Origin of the sequence: Corynebacterium provencense, assembly GCA_900049755.1 — a bacterium.
Classification (GTDB): Bacteria; Actinomycetota; Actinomycetes; order Mycobacteriales; family Mycobacteriaceae; genus Corynebacterium; species Corynebacterium neomassiliense.
Genome location: LT160592.1, coordinates 744523 through 757375 on the forward strand (window position 1 = coordinate 744523; position 12853 = coordinate 757375).

A 12853-nucleotide genomic window follows, 5' to 3' on the forward strand; every position below is an offset into this window, starting at 1 on the left:
AAGCACCCCTCTCCGGACAGTTCAAGCTGTCTGGAGTTTTTTCATGAGTGCTCCTCTAGTCACTCTTCAAGAAGCCGTAGAAGAAGGTTACGGCGCCTACTCAACACTTCGCATGTGGATTGCCCAGGGCAAACTACCTGCTTATAAAACAGGCTCGCGCATCAAGGTGCGGCGTGAGGACCTCGATGCATTGCTGACCCCCGTTGGCCCGGATGGGCCTTGCCCGCAAATCGTGGACAGGTAACTAAGCTGCCTCAGGTTCCTCAGCAGCAGGTTTGTTGAACAGATTCATTTCGAACTCCACCGGCGGCACATACCCCAGCGACGAGTGCAGCCGTCGTCGGTTGTAGACCACTTCAATCCAGCGGGCCACAGCCTGCCGAGCCTCGGCCCGGGTGTGCCAGGTGTACCGGTCGTAGAACTCGGTCTTCAGCGTCGCCCACACACTCTCGGCCATCGCATTGTCCCAACACACCCCGGTCCGGCCCATTGACTGCAGTGCCTGCAGGTCCTGGCACACCCGGTGCATCTGTTCGCTGGTGAACTGGCACCCACGATCAGCGTGGAACACCACATCAACGGGCAGCTCACCGCGTATCGTGTGGGCCATACGCAGGGCTCGTTCCACCAGGTCAGTGTGCATGTGGGTGTCCATCGCCCAGCCGATGATCCGCCGGGAATGCGCGTCGGTGACCGCCGCCAGATACACCCAGCCTTCACCGGTGCGCAGATAGGTGATATCGGAAATCCAGCACCGGTCGAGCCCGCCTTTGTCCCAGCAACGTCGTGCCCGGTCGGGGATCGCGTGGGTGTTGACACCAGGCAGCGTGGTCACCGGGGAGAACTTCTTGGGACTGATCCCCTCCAAGCCCTGGCGCAGCATCGACTTCGCCACGGTCTTGCGGTCAACGACCGTCCCCTCACGAGCCAGCTGGGCATGCACCCGGGGAGCGCCGTAGACCTCGTCGGACTCGGTGAACACCGTCCGGACCTTCGCGTCGAGGTCGTCGCGCTCACGGCGTCTGGGCGATGGTTCTCTCGCTTGCCTGGCCGCCCAGGCATAGAACCCAGACCGGGACACTCTCAGCAGGCGGGCCATACGGGTGACCTCGTAATTCGCCTTCTCCTGCGCCATCAGTTCGAACCGTTCGTCGGTGGCTGCTTGGCAGCGAAGAAGGCTGCTGCTTTTCCCAGAAACTCATTGTCCTTGTGCAGATCAGCGACCTGGCGGCGCAGTCGTTTGAGTTCGGCGCGTTCATCCAGGTCCAGCTCACCGGTGGGTTCACCGGCGTCTTTAGCGCGTTCGGTGGCGACCCACTTGCCCAAGGTCTGGGCACCGACGCCGAGTTCGCGGGCGACTTCGGCGATGGTGCGTCCGGTGTCGATGACCAGTCGGGCGGCTTCGTGTTTGTATTCCGGGCTGAAGTTTCGCCGTGGTCGCCGGCCAGCGGTGTTGTCGGTCATGGTGACATCCTCTCGTGCGGGACGGATCCCGCTAAATCGGGTGTCCACTCAACGAGGGTAGGGCCAGGATCCCATCGATGTCGCCATTGACGAGCTCGTTTCGGCTGCACCTACCTTGTCGTCCGAGCAACGCTCGCGTCTGGCATCCCTCGTAGGGGGTGCCTAAGACATGACGGAAGAGAAGAACCCCGCCGTTGCTAGCGACGGGGCAAAAGAAGCGGATCTGGGTAATGCTTCTGAAGTTGATGCTACCCACTCCGCTTCCTCCGCGCCAGTCCAATCTGTACTTGACCAGCGACTTTCTGCGGAGCACTTCACCGAGCTTCAGACATCGGCGATCAGCGACGATGTGATCGAGGCGTCCGGTGCGTACACGGCCTGGGAGAGGGATGATTTGCCCGATCCATTGCGATGGGTCGGTGACCGCGACGGTGCGCTGCCCGCTCTGGTGTTCCCACTGACCGAGGCCGGTAAGGGTGAGACCTGGCAGGCCAAGCCACAGCCTGGCTTTGTCACGCTGACCGACGGTCGCTCACCCAAATACATCGGCCCCAGCAAGGACTCCGGCTACCCCACCCCAGCACTCATTGAGCGTCGGGCTGTGGATGATACGACCCGCCGTGTCCTCGTGGTCGAGGGCACGAAGCAGGCACTGGCTGTGATGTCGGCAAGCGATGAGAGCACTGCGGTCTACGGCCTGTCGGGAATCACGTCCTGGATGGGTGGCGATGATGGCCCTAGCTCGGCGTTTCAGCTTGTCGGTGGCTTGCCGGTCTATATCGTCGCCGACGCTGACGCCGCGAGGAACCGCAGGGTCTATGACGGGGCCGCAGGTATCGGCGAGCTCTGTCGACAGTGGGGCGCGAGCCCCGTCCGGTTCGTTCGCTTCCCCGGTAGCGGTAAGCAGGGCATCGACGATGTGCTTGGCGGTATTGATTCCCCCGCGCAGCGGGAGAAGATGCTGGAGCTGTGGGTCAAACAGGCCGAGGATAAGCCTGCCAAGAAGCGGCCCAGCTTGAGCAGCACGATACCTACGAAGGATACTTCGCAGGGGTCTGACGGATCGGCCAAGCCGATTATTAGCACGGACCTGCCCGACGACCAGATCTGGGACGCGGTAGACAACGCGGTATATGAGAAGTTCGCTGGTAAGCGGCTTTTTCGCACCGACCACAAACTCGTGTGTCTCGTGCATCGTGATGGACGCAAACACCTCATTCCGGTGAGTAACGCTCTGGCGGTGGATTTGTCGGCGCAGGCGATTCGGATTGTTCACTCCACGCAGACGAAGTCGAAGGTTCGGGCGCTGTCTGACAAAGACGCGGCTACCGTTTTCAACGGCGCACGTGTCGGACGGTATCCCCGCATCGAGGGCATCGTGGAGACGCCTGTGCTCACCCCGAGCGGCAGGGTCTTGTCCGAGCCCGGCTACGACGAAGAGACCGGCCTGTTACTCGACTTGTCCGATGATCTCGACGGCTTCCACGTGCCGGATGACCCGTCACAGGAAGAGGTCACAGCTGCCCGCGAGCTCCTGGAGGAGGTCTACGCCGACTTCCCGTTCAAGACGGAAGCTGACCGGACCCGTGCTATCGGCATGGTACTCACCCTGCTTGTCCGCCCGTCGTGCGAGACCTCGCCAATGCACGTCATCTCGGCTAACACACCGGGCACAGGCAAGGGCCTGTTGCTGTCTGCCGTGAGCATGATTGCTCACGGCTACGGCGCGCGGGTGCAGAAGATGCCCCATCACGATGAAGAGATGCAGAAGGTACTCACGTCGGCGCTTCTCGCTGGTCAGACGATGCTGATCTTCGATGAGACCGGTGAGGGGATCGGTAGCCTGTCGCTGGCCGCCATGCTGACCTCCACCTACTACGAGGGTCGTATCCTCGGCGAGTCCCGGCACTTGTCGGTGAAGAACTCAGCCTGCGTTTTTGCAGCCGGAAACAACGTCGCGGTGAAAAAGGATCTTGGACGTCGAACAGTGATGGTCGAGATGAAGACGCCGTTGGCGAGCCCAGAAGCTCGCGACGACTTCACACACCCGGACCTGTTGGTGTGGGTCAAAGACAACCGACGGGCCCTGCTGGAAGCCGCGTTCACACTCATCCGGGCCTGGATCGTTGCTGGTGAGCCTGCCCCGGCACCGGGCCAGCCGGTGGGTAGCTTTGAGGACTGGTACCACGTGGTGGGTGGCGTCCTTGAGCACGCTGGTAGGCGTGACCTCATGTTTGGCGTGCGCGAGCAGCGGGCACAGCACAATGAGAGCGAACTTGAGGACCTGGCGCATCTGCACTGGGTGAGCGTGAACTTTGATGAGCCCTTCCGTGCTTATGACGTGGAGTGCAAGATTCGCGAAACGCAGGGTTTTATCCCGCTCCCGTCAGACATCCAGACCCTGGACGAGGTGACCGCGCAGCGGTTGGGTCGGGTGTACACGAAGCTTCAGGACCGTAATCTTGCTGGTTTCGTCGTCAAGATGGCCGGGATGGTCAACCACACGAAGCGCTTTAAGGTGACCTATCTCGGCCCGGACGGGAACGGTGGTGGTCCTGGCGGCCTCAACGACCCGGACGGTGGTAGCCCCACTCCCCCTCCTGCACCTGGCGGTAGTGCTGTCGATGCCGACAACACTGGCGCATCCACGGTGGTATTCGACCTGGAGACCGCTAGCGCCGATGGGTTGCACACGACCGATGACCCTGCGTGGGTTCGCTTGGCGGCGTATCAGGTGGATGGTGGCGAGATCAGGACAACGACGGACATCGCCGGTGAGCTGCTGCCGGTTCTGCGAAACGCGGGCACGATTGTCGGGCACAACATCACACATTTCGATCTCCCTGCGCTGGAGCGCCTATATGGCTTTGCTCCGTCGCCCGAGCAGCGCGTCGAGGACACTCTCGTGCTTGCCCGTCTCGTGGACCCTCCCACGACGGGAAAGAAGTACCACCTCGACGCTGTGGCTACCCGCCTCGGTCTCGGCGGTAAGTTGCTGGCCGATGGTGACACGGCGCTGAAGGCTCTGGCCAGCCAGCACGGTGGTTTCGACCAGATTCCAGTCGATGATCCGCAGTATGTTGCGTACGCCCGACAGGATGTGCGTGCCACGGCAGATGTCCACTGTGCGCTCGTGAAGCGTGTACCGGATGCGGAGTACGTGGCCTATGAGCATGAGGTCGCTCGCGTGCTGGCTGGCGTTGAGTCGCGGGGTATCCGCGTCGATGTCGATCTCGTTGAAGAAACGCTGGCCGACGAAGACACAGTGAAAAACGGCATCCGTGGCTGGCTCGTCAATACCGTCGGCATCCCGGATGAGGGTAAGGCCCCGTGGGCGACGAAGGCCGGTAAAGAAGCTATTCAGTCCTACCTTCAGCGTTACGGGGCCCAGCTACCGTTGACGAAGACGGGTGCGCCGACAACGACAAAAGACGCCTTCAGTGAGCTTGCCGAGCAGCACTCTGACTCGCGTGAGGTCGTCGAAGTCTGCGAGAACATGGTGGCGCTATTGGAGACGCGCAGCCCGGCGAAGACGGTGAAGAAGTACCTGCGCAGTGATCGGGTGTTCCCGTCCATCCAGCCGTCGCAAGCCACGGGTCGGTTGAGTACGACGAAGCCGGGCATGACGATCTTTGGCTCGCGTGGTGAGCGCTTGCTTGCGCAGCGGGCGATGATCCTGCCCGAGCCGGGCGAGCGGTTGCTGTCTGTCGACCTGTCGCAGATTGATGCTCGCTGCATGGCGGCTGCTGCCGGTGATGAGGCCTACGCGGCGCTGTTTGCCGAAGGTCGTGATGCGCACACGGAAATGGCGGTGCGGGTGTTCGGTGATCCCGGTCGTCGCCCGGATGCGAAGGCGCTCGCGCACGCGGCGAACTACGGCATGGGAGCGAGATCCTTTGCCGCGCATGTCGGTTGCAGTGTGGCCGAAGCGGAGCGGATGCTGTCGAGCCTTCATCTCGAATTCCCTCGCCTCGAAAGTTTCAAGGAACAACTGCGCAAAGGCGCGGAGACCTCAGGGTATGTGACGACCGGTTTCGGTCGACGTGTCGCTGTTAATCGGGACAAAGCGTACACCCGAGCGCCTGCCGCTTACGGCCAAGGAACGGCTCGCGACGTATTCCTCCACGGTGTGCTTGCCATGCCCGAGGACGTGCAACGAAGGATCCGCATTTTCGTCCACGACGAGGTTGTTCTGTCGGTGCCAAAGGACCGCGTTGAGGAGGTGCGACAGTGTGTGCTCGATGCCTTCTCAAGTGTCGCCCTTCCCTCCGCCGACGGCGTGCACGTTCCAGTCCTCGCGGACAGTGCGGGGCCGGGTCGGGATTGGAGTGAGTGCAAGTGAGCGTCCAATTTGGCACACGCGGCCCCCCAGTGTTCGTGGCCACGTCCGTTAAGCACACAACCTAAGGAGATAGTGATGAGTTCTCAAGATCACTTCCTCGTCCACCTCGCGGGTGCTATCGCTTCTGCCGATTGGCCTAGTCCGGAGAAGGTGGTTGCGGCCCAACAGGCCATCAAGGAGATGAAGGCAGTCCGGCCTGCCCCCGTCTATGACGATGCGGAATTTCAGGCTGCGTGCGTGGACCTGGATTCCGTGACGCGCGATCTCAACGTGGCGCGGCTCGCGCGCGTGCGGCGAGAACAAGAGGGCAAAGAACAAAAGCGTAAACGTCGACGCGCACAACAGCGTCAGCGCGCACAACAACATCGGCCGGTGCCGTCGCGGTCCTGGTCGGAACAGACAAAGCAATCGGCTCATGATGAGCCAGAAATGGGGTTTTAATCGTGGCAACGAAGAAGCAGCTTGATCGTGCAATTGCTCGGGCCGAGCGTGTCCAGGAGCAGGTGCTGAAACTGCAGGCTGAAGCCGAGGAGGCCGCTCGTGAAGCGGATCGTGTGCTCGGTAGTGCCGTGCGTCAGGCAGTCACCGAGTCACGGTCGAAGTGGGCGAAGTTTGCTCACGTGTCAGTGTCCGAATTCTACCGCCACGTCGTCGACGACGTGGACATCGACGACGTGGCAAATGTAGACGATGCGGCCACGGACGCTGTCCCCGCCGACGGTCACCACTTGCCGCACGACTTTGTCGATAGCGACGGCGGTGGTGGCACCGGCTATGTCGGCGGGAGCCAGGGGTTCTAGGGGGCGGCAGCGCCCTTAGCCAGCTCACCCGGCAGACGAGGCCCCCAGGGCCGAATGTCTGACAAGGGTGATGCTGGCCCCACATCCTGACTGGTCTGCGAGGTGCCAATGCGAAGCGAGGCATACCGATGGCAGAACAGTCAGGATGTGGCAGGTGGGCGTAAGCCCACAGGGCGGGCTGGCGTGAGGAGTGATGAAGCATGAATAACGGACGACGAATGACAGTGCGCCTCGGCGACTCCGAGGACGAGGTGGTGCGCAGCACCGCGTCGGCTCTCGGCGTCACCGATAGCGAGGTTGTACGACTGGCGATCATTGCGATGGCGGATAGGTTGCCTGTCGGTGTAGGTGAGCAAGTGGCGGCTCCTCCGGTGCCGCCTGAAGTGGTGGAGTTGCGCGAAGCGCTCGACCGCTTGGTCGCTGAGGTGTGCCGCGTCGGCGTGAACATCAACCAGATAGTTCGTATCTGTCACGTGAATGGGTGGTCTGACGACGAACTGCCGGGGCTTCTTGGTGTCCCCGGTGTGATCGACGATCTCGTAGGCCACGTGCGGGAGGCAGTGGATCGTGTCTGTTAGCAAGGTTCAGCGCTCGAGGGATGCTGCCGCTGCCGTGATCTACGCCGTCTACGGAACGAAGAAGGCTATGAAGGCTGGCTCGGTGCGTGCTGCTGCTGTCTCCGTTGTCGGTCCACGCGGAAGTAACCCCGTGGTGTGGGTGATGGAAACTCGGTCGCGAGTTCAGGAGTCGGTGCAGCGCCGTAACGAGACGATCAACATCATCCAGTCGTTTAGTCCCGACGAACTAGACCCTGACAACCCCTTGGACGTGGAGAAGGCGCATGCGGCGGGCCTCGCCTTGGCCGCGAAGATGGCTCCTGATTGCGACGTGGTCGTCGCTACTCATACCGATACCGCACATGTTCACAACCACATCATTGTTGCCAACCATGATCGTGGAACTGGGAGGGCCGCGCCGAAGGCGGTAGGCAACGCGTGGCGTGTCCGCGAGACCAACGACGACGTGATGGAGGTCTTCGGTTTGAAGGTGCTTGGTCGTGATCCGGTGTCGTTGTCGCGCGACGAGCGGGTGGCGCAGGCGAAGGGCGTTGACATTGACGGTTCAGACTTGTCGCTGTCGGAGTTGACACGCGAGACCTGGCGTGAGTTTGCCCGTGCTCGCATCGAAGAGTTGTTAGAAGACGACCGCGTAATCGCTGCCCTCGACATCGACGGCGGTGGTGGTGTGGAGCCTGGCTTGGAAGTGATGGAAGAGATCGCCTTCGAGTATCACCTGTCCTTCTCACGCAAGGGGCGGGGCAAGCGCACGCGCAAGAGCGAGCGGTCGTCGTTCGCATTGGTCGGCGACGACGGCAAGGAGCTGCGCTTGACCGATCGCAACGGCAAGGGCAGCTCTAAGGCGGCTACTGCCGGGTCTCGACTCGGCTCTGACTACACGATGGATGGGCTTCGCGCTCGGCTACATGAAATACACGCAGAACGACTGATTGATGGAATGGAGATTGACAACAATGGTGGACAACAAACGACGGCAACGGACGGACAGCACGGAGTTGCTGAACAAGTTGGCCTCGCAGCTGACGGCGCTAACGAAACAAGTCGAGGACGTGAAGGCTCTGCCGGTCGGGATGCCCGAGGACGTGGAGCTGCACTTGGCGAGTTATCAGAAGCAACTGACGGACTTGAACAAGCGCATGGAGTCCTTGCAGCGTTCAACAGTGGGGACGAAGGAATACGAGACGGCGATGGCTCAAGCGACGGCCTCGATGAAGTCGATGGCGGAGATCGCGGCCGCGCTGCCGGTGGCGATTCAGCGCCAGCACGAGGGACTGCAGAAGTCGGTGACCGGGATCGTGGCGCCGCTAACGTCGATGGGCGACTTGCTGAAGACCGTGCTCGAACTCGTCGAAGGGCCGCTGAGTCTCAGCGACGACGCAGTGGAGAGGCTGAGCGTCAGCGTCGAGAAGCGCTTGAGTCCGATGGTCCTCGACCACCTGAAGGCGACTATGGACCGGACTTTTAGTCGCTATGAGCGGTCGTTCAAGAAGATGGTGGACGATGGTGTCGAGGGAGTCGCCCGTGAGCGTAAGCGGTTGGAGACTGCCACCGCTCACACGGTGACGGAGGTGGATCGTCTCGATGAGCGTTTGGAAGATCGCACGGTTAGCGTGGTGTCGATTGTGCTGCTCGTGACTGTGCTGGGTGTCGGTGTGATCGTGGTTGCGGGCGGTCTCTGGATGGGTGCATCACTGCTCGGTATCCCTGCGGCTGTGCCGGAGATGTGGTCACGTGCATGGGCTGCTGACACGTGGTGGTCAGGTGTGGGCTGGGCACTCGGTGCCGTGGTACTCATGTGCGTGACCATCGCAGCCATTGCTGCGGCTGCTGTGTGGATGGGAAGGCGCTGGCCCGTGGAGGACTACAAGGCGTTGTTGAGGCGTAATCGATAGGTGCCATCATCCTATTCTTTGACCTCATGCAGCGCGCGATAGATGGTTTGCCGCGAGACGTTGAAGGTGCGTGCCACCGATGCGACGCTCTCGCCGCTGTCGACCAACTTCGCGGCCTGCTGCTTCTGTTCCATGCTCAACTTCGGCTTCGGTCCTGCCACTCGGCCTTCAGCCCGGGCATGGGCCACACCTTCACGGGTGCGTTGGACGAGAAGGTCCCGCTCCCACTCGGCCAGGCTCGCCATAACGTTGACTACTACCTTGTCGGCTGGTCGGCTGGTGTCGAGTGCAGGCTCCAGGACGCGGACGTTGATGTCCCTCTCAGCGAGGTCAGCGATGGTGTTGACAGTTTCGGCGAGGTTACGGCCCAGGCGATCGAGACGGGTGACCACCAGGGTGTCATCAGAGCGCATGTAGGCCAATGCGTCGTCGAGACCGGGGCGGTTCCAGTTGGTGCCGGAGATAACGTCCTCGTAAATGCGTTTAGGGTCACAGCCCGCGTTAACGAGCGCTTCACGTTGGGTGTCGAGTGACTGGCCCTGGCGGGCTGTTGAGACGCGGGCATATCCAATAAGCATGTTTACTCACCTGTCAGCTCTTCCTCGGTCACCGTGAGGTCAGCAGGCAGCACGCCATCGATGATGTAGGTGCGCAGGAGCTTGTCCAGCATCGCACGAACCTTGAACTTCGACACTGGTGCGCCAGTGACCTCGGTGAAGTAGGCGGTAGCCAAGTCGAGGTCAATGGATGCCTTGAGGTCATCGAAACGCCCGTACTCGTTGATGGTTGCTGCCGTAACACGGCTGTCGAGTATTCGGCGCAATAGTCCCGTATCCAGCCCCAGTCGCTCATGAAGACGTGCCAGCTGCCGGTCACGCTCGGTGATGCGGTACTCGTTGATGTAGTCCTGCACTGTCTTGCCCGGTTGCAGGGCCACGTCGCCTGCCTGGAGATCATGCAGCCAACGGTTAGCGTAGCGCTGGTCGTCTTGGCTTAGGCGGGCGAAACTATCATGTAGCTGCTCCAGCAGATCATCGAGCATGTGCTCTGCCACGCCGTCCTGGAGTGCCTTGAGGTACTTCTCAAACTTGCTGTTGAGGTACTCGGCATCGATGCGGTCGGTGTCGATGTGCGTGATGTGCACGTCAATATCGAAGGGCGCGTCATCTGCCCCACCGGGTGGGTCAGTTGGATCGCCTCCCTCCTTGCCAAGTTCCTTGTAACGGGTGAGCAATGTGGTGAAGACGTCCTCGGTGAGCGTTACCACGATAGGTTCAGGGAGTGCATCGAAGTAGTAGGTGTCCTTCTCCCAGGTAAAGCCCTGCACCTGTGCTGCCTGGAGTTCGCGGTACATCCGATTGAAGGTCTTGGCGAACTCGCCCTGGTCAGCCTCAGAATCGGGCAGCTTCGAGAAGTCCGTCTGGCCGGTCGCCGGGTCAGTGAACAGCACTGTAATGATCTCAAAACATTCATTGATGGCCTTAAGGTGCTCGTCGAGGTGGTCCACGAACAGGCCGAAAGGCTTGTCACCTGAATACAGCTTCACCGCACGGTCGATGTTGTTCTTCATCGTGTGTGGCTTGCGGTAGTAGCGGATGGAACCGAACGGCTTTTCCGGGCCGAAGATGCGGTTGGTGCGTGAAAAGGCCTGGATAATGGACTCGTATTCGATAACCTTGTCCATGTAGAGGGTGCTGAGCCACTTGGAGTCGAAGCCGGTGAGCATCTGGTCCACCACGATGAGTAGGTCAATGTGCTGGCTACGGTCATCGAGGAAGGCCTTGGTGTTGTAGGGCGCCTTGTGGGCCAGGCGCTTGGAAACATCCTTCTTAAACTCATCGTGAGTCGGCATGGTGAAGTGCTGGCCATAGGCAGCGTTGTAGTCGCGGAGAATCTCCAGCAAACCGTCTTCCTTGAACAGCTGACTGTCACCAGTGTTGTCGATATTAGGATCAAACAGCGCCGTGACCTTAATGTGCGGGTACTGCGCCTTGAAGATGCGGTAGTACTCCACTGCTTCAGGGATGCTGGAGGTCGCCAGGATGGCATGGAACATACTGCCCCGACTCAACTGTGCCCAGTGCTCGTTAATGTCGCGGGCAACCGCCTGGCGGTGGTTGTCTTGACGGTACTGAGTGATAGGCAGGTAGTCTTCGATACCCTTGGCGACACGCTTGGTACCACTGTCGGTGTCTGTCTCATAGACGCTGGCCATCGGGACCTGGTCCTTGTCCATAAACTTGTAGTAGACAGCCGCCTTCTTGGGGTCCGCCAGAGCCTCGTCCACGGACGTGGCCTTGGCCTCCTGGAGAGCAACCACAGTGCGCACATCATGCGCCCGGAAGGTTTCCACCATCTCCGGGTCGAAGCCGAGGACGTTACCGTCGCGAATACCGTCGGCAATTGAATAGCGGTGCAGCTCATTGCCAAACAGCGTGGTCGTGGTGGAGTGCTTCTTCTGGTTCTCGTCGTGGATGGGCGTGCCGGTGAACCCAAAGAACAGCGCGTTCGGCAAAGTGCGCTTAATGGTCGCGAGCATGTCACCAAAGGTGGTGCGGTGTGCCTCATCGACGATGAACACCACACGCTTGGAGCGGATGATGTCCAGGTCGGCTTTCTTGACGGAATCAGCATTAACCCTGCTCATCTTGTGCAGGGAGGTCACGATGAGGGTGGAGTGCTTGTTCTTGAGCAACGTTATCAACGTGGCAGCACTGGAGGTATCTTCCACGGCGATGCTGTCGCCACCGTAGCTTTCGTAGTTCTCCAACGACTGCGTGCCCAGCTCCACACGGTCGAGGAGGAACACTACCTTGTCGGCGTTGTGGGAGTCTGCGATAAGCTGCGCGGTCTTGAAGCTGGTAATCGTCTTGCCAGAGCCGGTGGTGTGCCAGATGTAGCCACCGAGTTGGTCACCACTGTCCCAGTCGTGACGGTCCACACGGTCAGCGATACGAGAGGCTGCGTAGTACTGGTAGGAACGCATGGCCAACAGGTTGCCAGAGGCCCGGTCGGCGACAGTGTAGAAACCAATGAGCTGGTGCGCCATCGGAATAGACAGTAGTGCTCGTGCCACATCGTCCCACTGGTTGACCGGCTCGTTGTTGAAATCCGCCCAGTGGAAGAAGTAGTCCGGGTTGAACTTAGCTGACCCTGGGTTGGCGAAGTAGAGTGTTTCCTCCGGGGTCATCGCCACAAAGATTTGCACCAGAGAGAAGATGCCCTGGTAGACGCCCTCGTGGGCGTACTTGGCTACCTGGTTGGCGCCTTGCGAGACAGGCACGCCTGAGCGCTTGAGTTCGATGTGGAAGACCGGCATACCGTTGATGAGCAGCATCAGGTCGCCGCGTCGTTTCGGCAGCAGCTCATCAGCGGTCTTGAAACGAGGCTGGACGGCAATCTGGTAGCGCGACTGGCCACCGGCAATCTCCAGGCGGTCATATATTTTCAGGCTGACTTCCACGCCGAAGTTGTGGGCCTGCGGCGCATCACGGGTGATGGTGACTGTGCGACCGTTGATGAACTCGTTGAGAGCCAACGGCGTGCGCAGCACGTTGATCTGCTCGATGATTTGCGCCATCTCGCCCTCGGTGAGTGGCACATCGCCCAGCAGGTCACGGCCCCGGTTGTTGGCGTAGAGAATGTTGGCCCAGTTGTCGATGAGCTGTTGTTCCGTCGGGTAGCGCAGTAGCTCATCGCTCCAACCGTGGCGGGTGAGCAGGTCGATGAGCGCCGCCTCGAACTCAGCCTCGCAGCGAAATGATGTGGTCATGACAG

9 protein-coding genes and 1 pseudogene are annotated in these 12853 nt (G+C 60.6%); 7 read left to right on the forward strand and 3 right to left on the reverse strand.

The window, feature by feature from the left end; genetic code table 11:
• The first annotated feature begins 43 nt into the window (after positions 1–43).
• The gene (locus BN3906_RS13975) at positions 44–244 is read left to right on the forward strand and encodes an excisionase family DNA-binding protein (protein WP_078057212.1); all 201 of its coding nucleotides are present in this window, start codon (positions 44–46) and stop codon (positions 242–244) included.
• Here the strand turns inward: BN3906_RS13975 and BN3906_RS03410 are convergent.
• A protein-coding gene (locus BN3906_RS03410) for an IS3 family transposase (protein ID WP_147592734.1) occupies positions 245–1464 on the reverse strand; the annotation gives its coding sequence in 2 pieces (ribosomal slippage) (positions 245–1194 and positions 1194–1464; 1221 coding nt in all). It abuts the gene before it with no gap.
• Positions 1465–1633: 169 nt separating this feature from the next.
• Here BN3906_RS03410 and BN3906_RS03420 point away from each other — a divergent pair.
• From BN3906_RS03420 to BN3906_RS14985, 6 genes and pseudogenes are all read left to right on the forward strand, one after another.
• Positions 1634–5806: a DNA polymerase gene (locus BN3906_RS03420; protein WP_066584103.1), complete on the forward strand. Its 4173-nt coding sequence runs from the start codon at positions 1634–1636 to the stop codon at positions 5804–5806.
• Positions 5807–5881: 75 nt separating this feature from the next.
• Complete coding sequence (locus BN3906_RS14360; protein ID WP_147592736.1) at positions 5882–6247, forward strand: hypothetical protein; 366 nt, start codon at positions 5882–5884, stop codon at positions 6245–6247.
• Between the two features lie 2 nt (positions 6248–6249).
• Entirely contained in the window at positions 6250–6606 is a 357-nt protein-coding gene (locus tag BN3906_RS03430) for a hypothetical protein (RefSeq protein WP_066584113.1), read from the forward strand.
• Positions 6607–6806: 200 nt separating this feature from the next.
• A complete protein-coding gene (locus BN3906_RS03435; protein ID WP_147592738.1) occupies positions 6807–7184 on the forward strand; it encodes a ribbon-helix-helix domain-containing protein in 378 nt (125 codons plus the stop codon).
• A gap of 142 nt (positions 7185–7326) precedes the next feature.
• Positions 7327–7638, forward strand: a pseudogene (locus BN3906_RS15335) (relaxase/mobilization nuclease domain-containing protein); the annotation flags it as partial.
• Between the two features lie 499 nt (positions 7639–8137).
• The gene (locus tag BN3906_RS14985; RefSeq protein WP_261796884.1) at positions 8138–9076 is read left to right on the forward strand and encodes a hypothetical protein; all 939 of its coding nucleotides are present in this window, start codon (positions 8138–8140) and stop codon (positions 9074–9076) included.
• 11 nt (positions 9077–9087) lie between these two features.
• On the opposite strand, the gene BN3906_RS03445 is transcribed toward BN3906_RS14985, so the two are convergent.
• Together BN3906_RS03445 and BN3906_RS03450 are read right to left on the reverse strand one after the other, a co-directional pair.
• Positions 9088–9654 (reverse strand): recombinase family protein, encoded by a 567-nt coding sequence (locus BN3906_RS03445; protein ID WP_078057076.1) that lies wholly within the window; start codon positions 9652–9654, stop codon positions 9088–9090.
• A gap of 2 nt (positions 9655–9656) precedes the next feature.
• Positions 9657–12848 (reverse strand): type I restriction endonuclease subunit R, encoded by a 3192-nt coding sequence (locus BN3906_RS03450; RefSeq protein WP_066584121.1) that lies wholly within the window; start codon positions 12846–12848, stop codon positions 9657–9659.
• Positions 12849–12853: the final 5 nt, after the last annotated feature.